Genomic DNA, 14,386 nt, shown 5'->3' with positions numbered 1-14,386 from the left:
ACGCGCTCAGCGCCCGTCGCGCCAGGCGGCGTGACGCCGACGCCAGCTGCGCGCCAGTGCAGCGGGTGATTCCGCATACAGCCGTACACCGAGCGCATGCGCCCGCGCCTCGGACAGGCGTTGCGCCTGCGCGATGCGGGTCCGCAGTGCGGCGATCACGGCCTCGTCCACGTCGCGCATGCACTGCAGATGCGTGTCCAGTACCGCCAGGTCGTGGTGCAGCCCGAGCGTATCGCCCAGCTGCGCGGCGCAGACGTGGATCGCGCGCATCGGGCCGGGCCAGACGGGTTGCAGCAGCCGCAGATGGAAACCGTGATCCTTGGTGCGCTTGCGCCAGGTGTGGAAGGCGTCGTCCTTGCCGGTCTCGCGCGCGGCGCGCATCGCCTTGCGGGCGCGGCGGTAGCTCGCCTCCAGTCCCTGCGCGAACGCCGCGAATCCGTCTTCGGCCAGCCGCCATGTCGCGATGCGCCCCAGTGCAGCCTCGAGCCCGACGCGCGCGTCGGCGCGCAGGGCGGTGGGATCGTGCGCCCTTCCGATCGTCCTGCCGTGCTGCACGAGTCGCTGCCGGACCTGCGCGACCGAATCCGGCACCCCGGGACCGGCCGGGTCGAGCACGCTGTCGAAGGTCTCGATCAGCACGTCGGCATCGCGCTGCGGTCCGAGCGGGGCGGCGATCGCCCGGAAGGCCACGTTCTCGTCGCGGTAGCCGTCGAACGACGGACCCACCAGGCGCAGCAGGCTGCGGATCTTCTTGATGCGCTTGCGGACGTCGTGGATGGCGTCCGCGGTGCTCGCGTTGGTGTCGAGGGACCGGATGGCGGCGTGGACCTGTTCGCGCGCGATGCGGCGCAGCGCGATCTGCGCCTTCGAATCCTTGCGTCTGATGCGATACGCCATGTCGCCGCTTCCCGTCGTCCGGTTCCGAGACCCGCCGCCGCCGCGCGTGCGCGGGGCCGCGCCGACGTGGCCCGCTAGGAGCCGCCGGTGTCGGCCTCGTGTGCGCCGTCGCGCGTGACCCGCCGCACGCGTGCGCGGTAGGCGCCCACGTTGTCGCCCTGGATCCGCGTGGCCTGCGTGCCGGTGATCTTGCCGACCTTCGATTCGCTGCCGGTCACCGGCTTGGCATCGATCTGCGTCTCGCGCTCGAAGGCGTGCGATTTGTCGGTGTTGCGGTAGAACCGGTACAGCGCCCAGTACATCGCCGTCGCACCCGCCGGGCCGGCGAGCAGCAGCCAGAGTCCGTTTTCGTCGCTCATGACATGCCCACCAGGATCGCGATCGCGATGGCTTCGAGGAAGGTGCCTACGGTCATCGCGGCCAGCAGCAGCTTCCACTGCTGCACCGGGACACTGCCCATGGTCTCGCCGGTGCGGCCGTTGACCGCGATGTAGTGCAGCAGTCCGCCATTCCTGCCGGGCTGGTGATACGAATACAGCCACACCGGCAGGTACATCGAGACCCAGCGCGTGCCGTGCACGTCAAGCGCTTCCTGTTCCCAGCGCACGCCGCGATCGAAGCGGCGCGTCGAGTCCGCCACCTGCGCGCGGGCGATCGACAGCAGTTGGTCCTCCAGCCGCGGCTGCAGATGCGCGACGTTGCTGTTGCGCTTCTCGGACGTGAAGCCGTTGAGATAGGACGCGTTCCACTGCACCGCGTTCTTGGTGTCGAACGGCAGGATGGTGTTGATGATGTTGTTGGTGTTGACGTTGACGTCCAGGTTGCCGCGCTCGGTGGACGATTCCAGCGGCAGGTCGTCGACGGTGAACGCGACGTGGCGTTCGATCTGGTACACGTCGGCGTCGTAATACGTCTTCCTGTTGTTGTTCGTGCCGCGCGTGTACTGGCGTGTCTTGATTTCGCCCTTGCCGGCCACCGACGCGCTCGCGCTGCCGTCGACGATCATGTAGGGCAGGTAGACGCCGACGACGTTCTCCGGCGTGAATTCGTCCTTGAACGCCTTGAGCGCGAACAGCCGGCGCTTGTCGACGAACTGGCGGATGCGCGCGACGGCGTCGTCCTTGCGGATGTGGAACGGCAGCACCGCGTCGGGCACCGCGCCATTGGCGATCTGTTCGTTGACGCCGAACACGTGGCGGCACCAGTGGCAGCGCGCCGTCATCGTGCTCTCGGTGTTGACCGTCACTTCCGCACCGCAGCCGGCACATTTGAAGGTCATCAGGCTGGCGGCGTCGGCCTCGATGTCGCGCGCGCCCGACGCGATGACGGTGCCGCGCAGGTCTGCGATGCCGTCACCGAAGCCGAAGGCTTCCTCGACGCGCGTCCCGTGCCATTCGTTGCGGCAGTACAGGCACACGAGGAGGTCGGTGCCTGCGCGCTGCCGGATATCGGTCGCGCCGCATTTCGGACAGCGGTTGAGGCCGTCCTTCAGTGCATCGGCGGACGTGTCGATCGCCAGCGGATCGGGCGCTTGGAGCTCGTCGCGGATCGGGCCGGGCAGCGTGGCCGGATCGACCGGCACCGTGCCCGGCAACGGCGGCACGTCACGCGGCGACCCCGGGCCGTCGACGGGACGCACCGGCAACGGCGGCGGCAACTTGGTGTCGGACATGGTCGACGGACTTCGGGTGGCTTACAGGCCGAGCGCCTTGGCCTTGAGCGCGTCGTAATCGTCCTGGGTGATCAGGCCGAGGTCGAGCATTTCCTTGGCCTTCTTGAGCTTGGCCACCGGATCGTCCGCCGCAGGCGCGGCAGGCGTGGCCGGCTGCTGCAGGCTGCCGATGCCGCCGGCCATGCCCGAGGCCATGCCCAGGCCCACGAGACCCGCCGCGCCGCTGTGTTCGCCGGCCGATTGCATGCCCTGGGCGACGCTCGCCTGCAGGTTGGAATTGCCGCGCGAGCCGGCGAGGGCGTCGGCGCGCTGCACGGTCTTGAGCAGTTCGCGGGTATTGGCGTCGTACTCGATCGAGACGATGGCGGTCTTGACGATGGCCAGGCCGCGATCGGACTTCCACTGGTACCCCTGTTCGACGGCTGCCGACAGGCTCTGCGCGAAGCCCAGCGAATCCTGCTGGATCTTGGTGATGCGATTGCCCTTGGCCGGATCGTTCGTGTACAGGCTGAACGCCGGGGCGAGCGAACCCACCACTTCGTTGAAGAGCTGGCTCGCTGCGGCATTGTCGATGTCGGTGAAATCGAACACCTGGCCCGGCGCGAGATACGTGGCGGGCACGAAGTTCTTCACGAACAGGATCGGATCGACGATCTTCAGCGTGTACGTGCCGCGCGTCAGCGCACCGACCTGGGTGTTGAGAAAGCCGTCGTCCCAGTAGATCTCCGACTGGGTGCCGAAGCGGTTGTCCGGCAGTTCCTTGAGCGAGACGAAGAACGCCGCCTGCTGCGAGCCCGGTTGGCCGCCGAACTTGAAGCGCTCCCAGCTCTGGGTGATGAAGGTCGAGACCAGGCCGTCGCCGGCGAAGATCGACTTGGAGTTGAGGTCGTCCGAGCGCCACTCGTAGCCGCCGGGTTCGGCGACGAACGCGGTGATCGCACCGTCCTGCATCAGCAGCAGGCCGTAGCCCTCGGGCACGACGATCTTCGAGCCGTTGGTGATGATGTTCGACGAGCCGCGCGTGTTCGAACCGCGTCCGGCGTTGGTGCCCTGCGGCACCGCCGCGAACAGTGCCGCCGTGGACGGCAGTCCCGCGGGCACCGTGTAGAAATCCTGCCACTGGTCCGCCAGCACGCCGCTGACCGCACCCGCCACCGCCTGTACGAGACCCATGACCATGCCCTTTTCGTTCGTGGCCCGGCACCATGCCCGCCATGCCGACGGATCATAGCGTCGCGACCGTAAGACGTTGCGAGTGCTGGTCGTCATGTCCGGCGTGGCACGGACCCGATGACCGGATACGCTACCAGAGCACCGCGAGCAGCCACGTGTCCGCCGCGGTGCCCGGCATCAGAAACGCCGGCGCCAGATGGACGACGAGGAAGAACGGTACGCCCCACAGCGTTTCGTGATGGATTCGGCGCAGCGTGGCCAGGTCGTGGACCACCACTGCGATCACTAGGGCCAGCAGGCCGCCGATCGTCACAAATACGCCGTCGAGTCGGCCGAAGACTGGCAGATCGGCGAGGCGGATCAGCGCAGGCGAGATGATCGCCAGCGAGGCCAGCAGCATCAGGCGCCGGTGCGCGTCGGATCGACGGCGCAGCCACAGGCCGCGCACGAGCAACACGCCGTAGGCAGTCAGCGCGCCAAGATCGCCCCAAAGAATCAGGCTGAGCAGCGAACGCTGCGCCGCCACATCGACGCCCTGTGCGCGCCAGCTCTGCACGAGCTGCGCGAGCGTCCCCAGCGAAGTCACCACGACGCAGAGCGCGAGCACAGCACCGAGGACGCCGAGCCTGCGGTGCAGGGCGATACGGGCATTCGCGACCAGCAGGCTCTGGACGGCGAACAGCGCGAACCACGCCGTCACCACACCGCCGTGGATCTGCAGATGCAAGGCGAGCGGTCCGCTGGCTGCATCGCGGAAGAAGAACGTGTTCCAGAAGCCGGCGAGCACGGCCGCGAGCAACAGCAATGCCATCGCAGGAAAAAACGCACTGCGGTTGGGCGCTGGCGCGTCCCGCATGAGAGTCGGACGCAGATCGGGTTGAGACACGCAGCACTCCAGGACAGGCGGGCAGAGCATTGCCGCATCCCGGAGGACAACGGATAAACCGATGCGAACCTGCCAGGCGAGGCCTGGCGCAATGCACGTGGCGGCATTGGGGCGCGTTCCGGCTGCGCTCCGACGCGTAACGCGGCATCGCGCCAGGCGGCTGGAACCGCGAGCGGATCGCGCATTGCACGCTGCTGCGATCAGCGGCGCCGCCGCGCGTGCAGAGGGCGGCTCATCGTGCGGCAACCGCAACCCGTCACGATCGGCCGTGCGCCCGCGTCAGCCGCGAACGGCAGCCTCGATCGCCGCGATGTCGATCTTGCGCATCGTCATCATCGCGTCGAAGGCCCGCGCCGCCGCTGCGCGGTCGTCGTGCGTGATGGCCTCGATGAGTACCCTGGGGGTGATCTGCCAGTTCACGCCCCAGCGGTCCTTGCACCAGCCGCATTCGCTTTCCGCGCCGCCGTTGTCGACGATCGCATGCCACAGCCGGTCGGTCTCGGCCTGGTCGTCGGTGGCGATCTGGAACGAGAACGCTTCGGTCTGCGGGAAATGCGGTCCGCCATTGAGGCCGATGCACGGCACCCCGCAGACGGTGAACTCGACGGTGATGGGATCGCCCGCCTTGCCGTCGGGGTAGTCGCCCGGTGCGGCGTGCACGGCGTGGACCGCGCTGTCGGGAAACGTCGCCGCGTAGAACGTGGCCGCGTCGAGCGCGGTGCCGTCGAACCACAGGCAGATCGTGTTCTTCGCGGTCATGGGCGGCGCTCTCGTGAACGGTGCCGACAGCAGGCCACCGGAGCGGTGAAAACCGCGTGGCGGGCGCAATACGTCGCGCTGGCGTCTCCGCGGCGGGTCCAGGGCGTCAGCGCCCCATGGGTCGAAACGCCGGCAGCTCACGCCGTCCGCACGCCGCGCGGCGGGAGAATCGCGTCTTTGATCCGGAGTGGACCATGCGCCTTCTGACCTTGCTGATCGCGGCCGGCCTGTCGGCACCCGCTGCGGGCGCCGATGTGCCTGCGCGTCCGAACACCCCAGTGGCGGCCGTCGATCTCGCGCGCTACGCCGGCACCTGGTACGAGCAGGCGCATCTGCCGATGTTCTTCCAGCGCAAGTGCGTGGCCGACACCACCGCCGAATACAGCGTCAATGCCGATGGCACGGTGGCCGTGGTCAACCGGTGCCGCCACAAGGACGGCAGTTTCGACGAGGCGCGCGGCGTGGCACGCGTGGTCGATGGCAGAACGTCGACGCTGAAGGTCCGGTTCGCGCCGCAATGGCTGTCGTGGTTGCCGATGGTCTGGGGCGATTACTGGGTGATCGCGCTCGACGAGGCGGACTACCGCTGGGCGATGGTCGGGTCACCCGGCCGCGACTATCTGTGGATCCTCTCGCGCGAGCCGCAGCTCGATCCGCAGATCCGCGGCCGGCTCATCGATCAGGCCCGCGCGATGGCGTATCCCGTCGACAAGCTGGTCGACACGCCGCAGCGCTCGCAGGATCCGATGCCCCGCAGCTGACCCGCAGAGGCCGTCGCCGGCCCCGTTCGTCCACCCCCGAGAGTCGCCGCCCATGACGCGCCTGATCGAACGCCTGTTTGCCGCCGGCTATCTCGCCGTGATCGTCCTGTTCCTGTGTGCGGGCGCCGCGCTGGTCGGCTTGGCGGCGGTCGAGATGTGGGGCGCGCTCGCCCCGTCCCGGACGCTGGATCTGCGTGCACGCTTCGACTCGGTGCTCGACGCGATCGGCATCGTCACGATCGCGCTGGTGGCCTTCGAACTGGCGCAGACGGTGTTCGAGGAAGAGGTGCGGCGCGAGGTCAAGATCAGCGGGCCGACGCGCGTGCGCCGCTTCCTGTCGCGTTTCATGGTGGTGCTGGTGGTGGCGCTGTCGATCGAAACCTTGGTCGCCGTGTTCCGCCTGCTGCACGAGGCCCCCGAACAGTTGCCCTACGCCGCTGCGATCGGCGCGACCGCCGCGCTGCTGCTGGTCGGCTGGGGCGTGTTCCTGCGGCTCAACCGCAGCGTCGAGGAACTCGAACCCGAAGCGATGGCGGCCGCCAAGGACGAGGACGGCGAAGTCGCGGCGGATGCCGATGCCGACGCCGCGAGCCCGCCACCGAAGGCCGCGCGTCGACGGCGGCCGGCCAGGAAAGTGCCTGCGGCGGAGTAGCGCGCGACGCGGTCGCGCGTCAGATCACGAAGGCGCGCAGCTCGGCCATCCTGCCGTCGTGGAAGCGCCAGACGTCGGAATAGGCATAGCGCGTCTCGACGCCATCCGCCTGCCGCACGGTGAGGCTGCCCAGCGCGATGACGAAATCGTCCTCGGCGATCAGATGGTCGACCGTGAACTGCGGCGGCTCGACGTAGGCGTCGACCATCCACGCACGTACGGCGGCCTTGCCGTCGAGGGTGGATGCACCGACCGTCGTCCACTGGATGTCGTCGGTGCAGTACGCGAGAAATCCGTCGATATCGCCCCGGGTGAGCGCCGCGTTGGCCTGGCGCAGGGTGGTCTTGTGCTGGTGGGACATGGGGGGCGGTTCGGTCGATCGGGACGCCAGACGATACCGGCAGCCGGACCGGCGCGGGTGAAGCCATGCGCGGTCCGCGATGCAGGATTCAGGCTGCGCCCGCAGCGGGCCGCGCAACCGCAACACGGTGTGCCGCGGGGCGCAGGCTCGACCCCGTGTCCGCGGCAGTCCGCCACGCATCCGACGCGCCGCGCGGCGGCGGATCCCACCGGGGCCGCGCGGCGGCCGTGGCGGCGTGCGCGGCGCTCAGAATCGGTCTTCCACCGGCAGGTAACGCCACGCACCGACCGGCATCTTCGAAAGTGCCACGCGCCCGATACGCAGTCGGCGGATCCAGACCACACCCAGTCCGACCTGCGCGCACATGTCGCGCAGCTGTCCCGGCCGCACGCCCTTGATGGCGAAGCGCAGGCGCACCTCGTTCTGCCAGCTGACCTTGCAGGGCGGCAGCGTGTGGCCGTCGTACTGCAGGCCGTGCTTGAGCCGCTGCAGGCCATAGAACGGCATCTCGCCGGTCACTTCGACCACGTATTCCTGTTCGATGCCGTCGAGATCTTCGGTCAGGCGCCGCCACACGCGACCGTCCTGGCTCAGCACGATCAGGCCACTGGCTTCGGGTTCCAGCGGCGCGAGCGGTGTCAGCCGGTGGAAGTGCCGCTGCAGCAGACGCACCTCGGTGGGGTCCTCGCTCCAGCGCGTGGTGGCATCGACGTAGGCGAGGGCGGCGTCGGAGGTAGCGAACGCATCGAGGCCGGCCGGCTTGTGGAACAGGATCGTCGCCGGTTCGGCGACCGCGAGGCGCGCGGCGGCGTCGAGCTCGACGGCTTCGGTGGTCACCATGTGCTGCGGCATGTCCACGACGCGGCCATCGACCGACACCCAGCCGCCCTCGATGTACTGCTCGGCTTCGCTGCGCGAGCAGCGGACGAGTTCGGAGACGCGTTTGGCCAGTCGGACGGGGGCGGACATCGGGGAGTGCCGTGCATCGGGCCGGGCAGTGTAGCGAGCGGGGCGAAGCGGCGCGTGCCGCGATCGGCAGGCGTGATCGTCCATCGCGGGCATGCGCGCGGCGATTCCGGGAGCAGATGCACCGGCAGCGGTAGAATCGCGGCTCTTTCCGAACCCTCTGCTGGATCGATGATCACCAACGACGTCCTGCGCAGCATCCGTTACATGCTCGACCTGAGCGACCAGATGGTCGTCGATCTTGCGAGGCTGGTGGACCCGGCATTCCCGCTCGAGAAGGACGACGTGCGTCCGTTGCTGCTGAAGGAAGACGAGCCCGGCTACGTGGCGTGCAGCGACAGCGTGCTCGCGCACGTGCTCGACGGGCTGATCGTGCACCGCCGCGGCCGCGACGAGCGCCAGGCCGCGCGCCCGGTCGAGTCGCGCATCAGCAACAACGTGGTACTGAAGAAACTGCGTGTGGCGTTCGAGCTGACCGACGTCGACATGCACCAGATCTTCGCCGACGCCGGCTTTCCGATTTCGAAGCCGGAGATGTCGGCGCTGTTCCGCCAGGCCGGGCACCGGAACTTCCGCCCGTGCGGCGACCAGTTGCTGCGCAACTTCCTCAAGGGGCTGACGATGCGGGTGCGCGGAGGCTGATTCCGCGGCCTTCGGTCGGCAGCCGAAGCGTCAACTAGGACCCGACGTGTGCCTTCTCTAGTAGGAAGCAAGCACGGTTTCGTCTCGCAGGACGTAGGCACCGCTCCTTTCGGGAAAGTGCCCGCCCCGGACTCGATCCGGGGTCGATGCTGGAGGCGCGTCGGGTGAGGTCAGGAGTTCTACCTGGAACGGCCCGGCAGACGCACGCTATCCGCCCTTGAAGCGCCTCGGCCCGGAAGGCAAGACAGGCCGGATCGCGCCTCAGACATGGTCGAGTTCGTAGTGGATCAGCACCACGCACTGCGAGGCGAACAGCATCTTCGGTCCGAGTGCGATCTTCTGCGCGCCCAGACGCTCGAGGCCGGGAATCGACTTCTTCGGCATCGGAATGTGGTCGGTCAGCAGGAAGCAGGGGTTGTCCGCGAAGACCTGCGCGCGGATCGGCGTGCCCTTGCGGTCCATCAGGAACAGCTGGTGATCTTCGGAAAGGATCTGCACCAGCCGCTCGAAGCTGGTCGTGCGGACTTCGACACCCGATTCCACCGGGCGCGTCTCGTCCTTGCCCATGCCGCGCGAGGCATCCAGTGCCCGGGCGACCTTGCCCAGCAACGCCCGCTCGTCGAAGCCGCCGATGTCGTGCATGGCGTTGACGTCGAAACGGATGGTGCGGGAGAAGTCCCGGGTGCTCTCGAGCACCAGATAGACCGTGACATCGGGCCGGTGCGACTGCGCGACGAACATGGCGTTCATCAGCGTGTGCGCCAGGATCTCGGTATGCGCGTCCTGGCCGACGGCGGCCAGCAGCGCCTGGCTGTCCGTGGGCGCGGCGCGTGCCCGGAGTACGAAAGTTCGCATGCGTGTCGTGCCGTCCGTCGTCCGGTGGGGCCCCGGCGATTGCCCGCGCAGTGTCGGTGGAAACGGTCTGACGGGTGGGATCACCACATCACGGGTGCGCGCGGCAAGACGCGCAAACGACGGCGTGTGGCGGCGGTCAGACGCGGTGCGGGCGGCGCAGGCCGCCCGGCACCCGCTCAGGCCGGCTCGGAACCGGCGTCCTGCTCCGGCGCCGCGTTGCCCTTGGCGGCCTCGCGTTCGGCACGCTTCTTCGCGTCCTTCTCATCCTGCTTCTTCTTCTTGGCGAGTTCGCGCTGACGCTTTTCGAACGAATAATTGGGCTTGGCCACGGAGACTCCCTTGGATTGAGCGGCCTAGTGTCGCATCCGGGGGGCGATCACAGCCAGTTGCGCCGTTCAGGTTCGCCGGCGGCGCGCGACCCGCCATCCGGGCGGCTCACGCCCACGGCTCAGCCGCGCAGGCGCACGATCTGGTTCTGCAGCGTTTCGATCTGACCGCGCAGGTCCGCGTTCTCGCGTTCCAGCTCGGTGACGCGGCGCTGCAGCGCTTTCGCATCGGGCGCGCGTGTCGCGTCGCCTTCGGCTGCGTCGGTCTCGCCGCCGGGCTTCGGACGCTTCTTCGCATCGCGCGCGCGCTTTGCCGCCTGCTTGAGTTCTGCCGCGCCGGCCTGTGCGGCGCTGCGCTGCTCGTCTTCCGGCAGGCTGGCGACGGCGGCGGCCGCGCTCATGGAGATCGCGCCGGACTTGAGCGCTTCGACCAGCTCGGGTGTGGCCTGGGCGTGGATGCGCTCGATCATCGCCACCTGGTTGCTGCTGAGCTTGGCCTCGCGCGCGAGCTCGGCGCGGCTGACCTGCGACGGCGCGTCGTCCCACGGCGGACGGTCGTCGGTGTCCTCGACCGGTGCGCCGGCCGCCGAAGGTGTCTCCAGCGCCGCGATGCGCTGCGCCTGCTGCCGCGCCGCGACGATGTCGCGCTTGCGCAACGCCAGCACGCCACGCTGGTAATCGGACACGCTGCGACGGCCGAGATGCTGCTCGATCATCCACAGATGCACGTCTTCCATCGACTGGAAACGCGTGTTCTGGATCGTGTTGAACGGGATGCCGTGCTTCTGGCAGATGCCGTAGCGGTTGTGGCCGTCGACCAGGACGTCGCCCCACAACACCAGCGCATCGCGGCAGCCTTCGGCGAGCAGGCTGCGCTCCAGCGCTTCGTACTCGTCGGGCGTCAACGGATCGATGTAGGCCTTGAGTGCTTCGAGTACCACGATGTCCATGCAATGCGACCGCGACAGGGGGCGCGCATTGTAGGGGCGCGCGTTCGCGGATGTTGAGACTTGCGCCGGGTCGCGGGGCGTGCGTCTTCGTCAACGCGGTGACGCGACAGGCATCGACTGCAGTGGCGGCGCGGTCCGGTGCGGACTGCGCCGCGCGGGCCCGGGATCAGCGCAGGAATCTACGCCGCTTCGGCGCGGCGCTGCGTGCGATCAGCGTGGCGCTGCCGACCGCGATCGCATCCTCGACGGCGCCGGTCGCCTTCTGCCCGAACCGGCGCATGGCGCGGACGCGCAGGCTGAACGTGAGGTAGGCCATGCCGACCGCGGCACCGGCGCCCAGGACCGCGGCCAGCGGCCGCTGCTCGCGCGGCGCCAGCGCCATGCCGACGATCGCGCCGGTGGCGACCCGCGCCAGCATGCCCGCCGGCACGATGCGGTCCGGCGCGTGCTCCATCTTGTCGCCGGCCAGTTCACCGGCCGCCAGCAATTTCGCCCCGGTCGAGGTCAGGCGGTTCGACATCAGTGGCGGCGCGCCATTGTTCCGGGGCAGGGTGCCGTTGCAGGCGGCGTTGGTGATCGTCGCCAATGGCGTCATCGCGCGCATGCCGGCGACGGCGCCCATCAGGATCGAGTGGATCAGTGCCATCGGGCGTATCCGTATGATGCCCGCGACTGCGGACCGAACCGGATCAATGCCAGTCCGGTGGTGAATCCGGCGTCGTCAGACGCGCCGCCGCCGTCATGTCAGTGCGAGAACGGCGCCTGCGTGCCGTCGCCCGGGCCTTGCCAGCGACCGGAACGCTCGGCTTGCGGGCAGATGCGCAGATAGGTGAAGAACGCGGCGATCTCCTCCATCGTCCAGCCACGTTGATACTGGCAATAGAGGGTCGGCCACGGGCAGTAGCCCGGCGTCGGACGGGGAATCGACGTGGCGTAGTCGGGCACGGTGTACCAGGCCTTCGGACTGTGTTGCATGCCGTGCCGGCAGAACACGAACGGATCGCCGGACCGCCACAACAGACCCTGCTCGCCGGTCTGCGTCTGGGCGTCGGACCGGCCGGACGCCGCCACTGCGAGCATGAAGACGAGTGCGACAGGGGCGCTGCGATGGGCCATCGATCCGGTGCTCCGGCAACGGGAGCACCAGCGTAGGCAGCCGCGGCCGGGTGCCGTGCCGGGACTCGCCCGGCGCACGTGTCAGGGCTTGCCGTGGCCCGGCGTCGGGCGTGCCGGGTGGCGCCACCAGTCGCGGCGGGCCTCGGGTCCCTGGAAACTCCAGGCCAGGAACCGGCTCTGCTTGTTGCCCTGCGCCATCGCCACTTCGCGCACGTCCACCGCTCCGGCCTTGCGTACCTCGGCACGCAGGCCCGGCAGATGCGCCGACTTCGAAACCAGGCTGCTGAACCACAACACCTGGGCGCCGAAGTCCACGCTCTCGCGGATCATCTTGCGCACGAAGCGTGCTTCACCCCCCTGGCACCAGAGTTCACCGTCGCGGCCACTGAAGTTCAGTGGCAGCTTGCGCGACGCGCGCGGCGGACCGTCCGAACGCGCAGCCAGATTGCGGCGCTTGTCGCGACCGCTGCGGTTGGCTTCCGCCGCGGACGCGTGGAAGGGCGGGTTGCACAGTGTGGCGGCGTACCGCTCTCCCGGACGCAGGACGCCGTGGAACAGATGGCCGCGGAGTGTCTGTGCGCGGACTTCGATCGCGTTGCCGAGCTGGTTGCCGCGCACAATGGAATCGGCGATGCGCACCGCGGTCTCGTCGATGTCGGATCCGACGAAGTGCCAGCCGTATTCGGTGTGTCCGAGCAGCGGGTAGATCACGTTCGCGCCCGTGCCGAGATCGAACAGCCGCACCTCGTCGCCACGCGGCAGGTCGCCGTCACGGTCGCCCGCGAGCAGGTCGGCGAGTCCATGGACGTAGTCGGCGCGGCCCGGCACCGGCGGGCACAGGTAGGACTCCGGAATCTCCCAGTGCGCGATGCCGTAGTCGGCCTTCAGCAGCGCCTGGTTGAGAAAGCGCACCGCGCGCGGATTGGAGAAGTCCACGCTGGTGTCGCCGGCGGGCGTACGCACCAGAAAAGGCTGCAGTGCAGGGGTGACCCGGGAGAGCCGCTTGAGGTCGTACCGACCCTGGTGGCGGTTGCGCGGATGCATCAGCTGCGGTTCTGTGGGGGGATGGGGACGTGACATGCCGTCATTGTGGACCGCACGGGCGGCCTGCGGGAGGGTGCGTGTCCCGCGTGGCGTGCCGTCAGCGCCGGTCCGGCCGAGGCGACGATGCGGCGTGTCAACCCCGCTTGCGCGCCGCGATCCACTGGTCCAGTCGGCTGGCGAACGCCTGCCGGTCGCGCGCATGCAGCGCTGCAGGACCGCCGGTCTGCACCCCGGCGCCGCGCAGTTCGTCCATGAAATTCCGCATCGACAGCCGTTCGGCGATGTTGTCGGGCGTGAAGCGTTGGCCACGCGGGTCGATCGCATCGGCGCCGCGTTCGACCACGCGTGCGGCTAGGGGGATGTCCTGGGTGACGACGAGATCGTCCGGGCGCGCGCGTTCGGCGATCGCGTCGTCGGCGACGTCGTAGCCGCCCGCGACCTGCAGCGCGCGCAGGTAGCGCGAAGCCGGTGTGCGCACCCACTGGTTGGCGACGAACGTGACGTGGACCTGCGCCCGCTCGGCAGCGCGGAACAGGATGTCGCGGATCACCACGGGACAGGCGTCGGCATCGACCCAGACCTGCGGCGGGGGATCGGTGTCGGACACGTCTGCGTGCATCGCAACTCCAGCGAAAGTGGGACGGATGCGCGCGTCGGCCGCGCGCCGTCGAAGTGTACAAACGTCGAATGCGCACGACCGCAGGTTTGCGCCGACGTGCCCCGGCCGGTATCGTGACCGGCGTTCCATCGCTGCTGCACCGTGCGTTCTACCGGTGCCTTCTGCTGCATTCCCTTCATTCTGTCCATCCAAGGAGTTCGTCCATGGAGATCGTCGCTGCGCGCGTCGCCTCGTTCCATTACACCCTCACCGACGACGACGGCACCGTCATCGACAAGTCGGCCGAAGGCAATCCGCTGCCGTACTTCCATGGTGGCGGTAACATCGTCCCGGGCCTGGAGCAGGCGCTGGAAGGCCGCAAGGCCGGCGACACGCTCAAGGTCGACGTGAAGCCCGAAGAGGGCTATGGCCTGCGCAACGACAGCCTGGTCCAGGCGGTCCCGCGCCAGGCATTCCAGGGCATCGACACGATCGAGCCGGGCATGCAGTTCCAGGCCCAGGGCGGCGCCGGCCCGATGCTGGTGACCGTGGTCGAGGTCGGCGAGACCGAGGTCAAGATCGACGGCAATCATCCGCTTGCCGGCAAGACCCTGCATTTCGCGATCGAGATCGTCGACGTGCGCGATGCGACCGAAGCGGAAAAGGAAGTCGGCCAGGTCGTCCAGCAGGCTGCCTGATCGTGTGACCCGTCCCGGCCCAGATGCCGG

19 protein-coding genes are annotated in these 14,386 nt (G+C 68.8%); 4 read left to right on the top strand and 15 right to left on the bottom strand.

Annotated features, from left to right (window positions below):
* Positions 1 to 6 precede the first annotated feature (6 nt).
* The 6 genes from CURTO8I2_RS14205 to CURTO8I2_RS14180 form a co-directional block, all read right to left on the bottom strand.
* Positions 7 to 897, bottom strand: coding sequence for a CHAD domain-containing protein (locus tag CURTO8I2_RS14205; protein WP_159681902.1), 891 nt, complete (start codon positions 895 to 897; stop codon positions 7 to 9).
* A gap of 74 nt (positions 898 to 971) precedes the next feature.
* Entirely contained in the window at positions 972 to 1,256 is a 285-nt protein-coding gene (locus CURTO8I2_RS14200; RefSeq protein WP_159681901.1) for a hypothetical protein, read from the bottom strand.
* Positions 1,253 to 2,569, bottom strand: coding sequence for a TFIIB-type zinc ribbon-containing protein (locus tag CURTO8I2_RS14195; protein ID WP_159681900.1), 1,317 nt, complete (start codon positions 2,567 to 2,569; stop codon positions 1,253 to 1,255). Before CURTO8I2_RS14195 ends, CURTO8I2_RS14200 begins: the two co-directional genes overlap by 4 nt.
* Before the next feature lie 21 nt (positions 2,570 to 2,590).
* Positions 2,591 to 3,742, bottom strand: a complete 1,152-nt coding sequence (locus CURTO8I2_RS14190) for an SPFH domain-containing protein (protein ID WP_159682132.1) — start codon at positions 3,740 to 3,742, stop codon at positions 2,591 to 2,593.
* Positions 3,743 to 3,872: 130 nt separating this feature from the next.
* Positions 3,873 to 4,553 (bottom strand): hypothetical protein, encoded by a 681-nt coding sequence (locus tag CURTO8I2_RS14185; RefSeq protein ID WP_159681899.1) that lies wholly within the window; start codon positions 4,551 to 4,553, stop codon positions 3,873 to 3,875.
* 354 nt (positions 4,554 to 4,907) lie between these two features.
* The gene (locus CURTO8I2_RS14180) at positions 4,908 to 5,387 is read right to left on the bottom strand and encodes a VOC family protein (RefSeq protein WP_159681898.1); all 480 of its coding nucleotides are present in this window, start codon (positions 5,385 to 5,387) and stop codon (positions 4,908 to 4,910) included.
* 194 nt (positions 5,388 to 5,581) lie between these two features.
* On the opposite strand from CURTO8I2_RS14180, the gene CURTO8I2_RS14175 reads away from it, so the two are divergent.
* Entirely contained in the window at positions 5,582 to 6,148 is a 567-nt protein-coding gene (locus tag CURTO8I2_RS14175; protein ID WP_159681897.1) for a lipocalin family protein, read from the top strand.
* A 52-nt stretch (positions 6,149 to 6,200) separates the two neighbouring features.
* Entirely contained in the window at positions 6,201 to 6,800 is a 600-nt protein-coding gene (locus CURTO8I2_RS14170) for a hypothetical protein (RefSeq protein WP_236551171.1), read from the top strand.
* A 19-nt stretch (positions 6,801 to 6,819) separates the two neighbouring features.
* Here the strand turns inward: CURTO8I2_RS14170 and CURTO8I2_RS14165 are convergent, their stop codons facing one another.
* Both CURTO8I2_RS14165 and CURTO8I2_RS14160 read right to left on the bottom strand, forming a co-directional pair.
* Positions 6,820 to 7,161 carry a nuclear transport factor 2 family protein gene (locus CURTO8I2_RS14165; protein ID WP_159681896.1) on the bottom strand — a complete coding sequence of 114 codons (342 nt, stop codon included), beginning with the start codon at positions 7,159 to 7,161 and terminating at the stop codon, positions 6,820 to 6,822.
* A 246-nt stretch (positions 7,162 to 7,407) separates the two neighbouring features.
* The gene (locus tag CURTO8I2_RS14160; protein WP_159681895.1) at positions 7,408 to 8,130 is read right to left on the bottom strand and encodes an rRNA pseudouridine synthase; all 723 of its coding nucleotides are present in this window, start codon (positions 8,128 to 8,130) and stop codon (positions 7,408 to 7,410) included.
* Positions 8,131 to 8,298: 168 nt separating this feature from the next.
* On the opposite strand from CURTO8I2_RS14160, the gene CURTO8I2_RS14155 reads away from it, so the two are divergent.
* On the top strand, positions 8,299 to 8,769 hold the full coding sequence (locus tag CURTO8I2_RS14155; protein WP_159681894.1) for a DUF1456 family protein: 471 nt from the start codon (positions 8,299 to 8,301) through the stop codon (positions 8,767 to 8,769).
* A gap of 261 nt (positions 8,770 to 9,030) precedes the next feature.
* Here CURTO8I2_RS14155 and trmY read toward each other — a convergent pair whose 3' ends face one another.
* The 7 genes from trmY to CURTO8I2_RS14120 all read right to left on the bottom strand — a co-directional run bounded on the left by trmY (position 9,031) and on the right by CURTO8I2_RS14120 (position 13,679).
* Complete coding sequence (trmY, locus tag CURTO8I2_RS14150; RefSeq protein WP_159681893.1) at positions 9,031 to 9,624, bottom strand: tRNA (pseudouridine(54)-N(1))-methyltransferase TrmY; 594 nt, start codon at positions 9,622 to 9,624, stop codon at positions 9,031 to 9,033.
* A 176-nt stretch (positions 9,625 to 9,800) separates the two neighbouring features.
* Positions 9,801 to 9,953: a hypothetical protein gene (locus CURTO8I2_RS14145; protein ID WP_201295560.1), complete on the bottom strand. Its 153-nt coding sequence runs from the start codon at positions 9,951 to 9,953 to the stop codon at positions 9,801 to 9,803.
* A gap of 119 nt (positions 9,954 to 10,072) precedes the next feature.
* Positions 10,073 to 10,900: a plasmid replication/partition related protein gene (locus CURTO8I2_RS14140; protein WP_159681892.1), complete on the bottom strand. Its 828-nt coding sequence runs from the start codon at positions 10,898 to 10,900 to the stop codon at positions 10,073 to 10,075.
* A 166-nt stretch (positions 10,901 to 11,066) separates the two neighbouring features.
* Positions 11,067 to 11,546 carry a DUF4126 family protein gene (locus CURTO8I2_RS14135; protein ID WP_159681891.1) on the bottom strand — a complete coding sequence of 160 codons (480 nt, stop codon included), beginning with the start codon at positions 11,544 to 11,546 and terminating at the stop codon, positions 11,067 to 11,069.
* 98 nt (positions 11,547 to 11,644) lie between these two features.
* Positions 11,645 to 12,016, bottom strand: coding sequence for a hypothetical protein (locus CURTO8I2_RS14130; RefSeq protein WP_159681890.1), 372 nt, complete (start codon positions 12,014 to 12,016; stop codon positions 11,645 to 11,647).
* Between the two features lie 81 nt (positions 12,017 to 12,097).
* On the bottom strand, positions 12,098 to 13,060 hold the full coding sequence (rlmF, locus tag CURTO8I2_RS14125; protein WP_201295559.1) for a 23S rRNA (adenine(1618)-N(6))-methyltransferase RlmF: 963 nt from the start codon (positions 13,058 to 13,060) through the stop codon (positions 12,098 to 12,100).
* Positions 13,061 to 13,193: 133 nt separating this feature from the next.
* Positions 13,194 to 13,679 carry a YaiI/YqxD family protein gene (locus CURTO8I2_RS14120; protein WP_159681888.1) on the bottom strand — a complete coding sequence of 162 codons (486 nt, stop codon included), beginning with the start codon at positions 13,677 to 13,679 and terminating at the stop codon, positions 13,194 to 13,196.
* 203 nt (positions 13,680 to 13,882) lie between these two features.
* On the opposite strand from CURTO8I2_RS14120, the gene CURTO8I2_RS14115 reads away from it, so the two are divergent.
* Positions 13,883 to 14,356, top strand: a complete 474-nt coding sequence (locus CURTO8I2_RS14115; protein ID WP_159681887.1) for a peptidylprolyl isomerase — start codon at positions 13,883 to 13,885, stop codon at positions 14,354 to 14,356.
* Positions 14,357 to 14,386: the final 30 nt, after the last annotated feature.

Origin of the sequence: Luteimonas sp. 9C (genome assembly GCF_902506295.1) — a bacterium.
Lineage (GTDB): Bacteria > Pseudomonadota > Gammaproteobacteria > Xanthomonadales > Xanthomonadaceae > Luteimonas.
Note: the sequence above shows the minus strand (reverse complement) of the source record. Positions and strands in the feature narration are given on the sequence as shown.

What these genes read in the sequence shown, in the direction of transcription:
- CURTO8I2_RS14205 (WP_159681902.1), bottom strand. Translation starts at nt 897, where the DNA reads ATGGCGTATCGCATCAGACGCAAGGATTCGAAGGCGCAGATCGCGCTG.
- CURTO8I2_RS14200 (WP_159681901.1), bottom strand. Translation starts at nt 1,256, where the DNA reads ATGAGCGACGAAAACGGACTCTGGCTGCTGCTCGCCGGCCCGGCGGGT.
- CURTO8I2_RS14195 (WP_159681900.1), bottom strand. Translation starts at nt 2,569, where the DNA reads ATGTCCGACACCAAGTTGCCGCCGCCGTTGCCGGTGCGTCCCGTCGAC.
- CURTO8I2_RS14190 (WP_159682132.1), bottom strand. Translation starts at nt 3,742, where the DNA reads ATGGGTCTCGTACAGGCGGTGGCGGGTGCGGTCAGCGGCGTGCTGGCG.
- CURTO8I2_RS14185 (WP_159681899.1), bottom strand. Translation starts at nt 4,553, where the DNA reads ATGGCATTGCTGTTGCTCGCGGCCGTGCTCGCCGGCTTCTGGAACACG.
- CURTO8I2_RS14180 (WP_159681898.1), bottom strand. Translation starts at nt 5,387, where the DNA reads ATGACCGCGAAGAACACGATCTGCCTGTGGTTCGACGGCACCGCGCTC.
- CURTO8I2_RS14175 (WP_159681897.1), top strand. Translation starts at nt 5,582, where the DNA reads ATGCGCCTTCTGACCTTGCTGATCGCGGCCGGCCTGTCGGCACCCGCT.
- CURTO8I2_RS14170 (WP_236551171.1), top strand. Translation starts at nt 6,201, where the DNA reads ATGACGCGCCTGATCGAACGCCTGTTTGCCGCCGGCTATCTCGCCGTG.
- CURTO8I2_RS14165 (WP_159681896.1), bottom strand. Translation starts at nt 7,161, where the DNA reads ATGTCCCACCAGCACAAGACCACCCTGCGCCAGGCCAACGCGGCGCTC.
- CURTO8I2_RS14160 (WP_159681895.1), bottom strand. Translation starts at nt 8,130, where the DNA reads ATGTCCGCCCCCGTCCGACTGGCCAAACGCGTCTCCGAACTCGTCCGC.
- CURTO8I2_RS14155 (WP_159681894.1), top strand. Translation starts at nt 8,299, where the DNA reads ATGATCACCAACGACGTCCTGCGCAGCATCCGTTACATGCTCGACCTG.
- trmY (WP_159681893.1), bottom strand. Translation starts at nt 9,624, where the DNA reads ATGCGAACTTTCGTACTCCGGGCACGCGCCGCGCCCACGGACAGCCAG.
- CURTO8I2_RS14140 (WP_159681892.1), bottom strand. Translation starts at nt 10,900, where the DNA reads ATGGACATCGTGGTACTCGAAGCACTCAAGGCCTACATCGATCCGTTG.
- CURTO8I2_RS14135 (WP_159681891.1), bottom strand. Translation starts at nt 11,546, where the DNA reads ATGGCACTGATCCACTCGATCCTGATGGGCGCCGTCGCCGGCATGCGC.
- CURTO8I2_RS14130 (WP_159681890.1), bottom strand. Translation starts at nt 12,016, where the DNA reads ATGGCCCATCGCAGCGCCCCTGTCGCACTCGTCTTCATGCTCGCAGTG.
- rlmF (WP_201295559.1), bottom strand. Translation starts at nt 13,060, where the DNA reads ATGCATCCGCGCAACCGCCACCAGGGTCGGTACGACCTCAAGCGGCTC.
- CURTO8I2_RS14120 (WP_159681888.1), bottom strand. Translation starts at nt 13,679, where the DNA reads ATGCACGCAGACGTGTCCGACACCGATCCCCCGCCGCAGGTCTGGGTC.
- CURTO8I2_RS14115 (WP_159681887.1), top strand. Translation starts at nt 13,883, where the DNA reads ATGGAGATCGTCGCTGCGCGCGTCGCCTCGTTCCATTACACCCTCACC.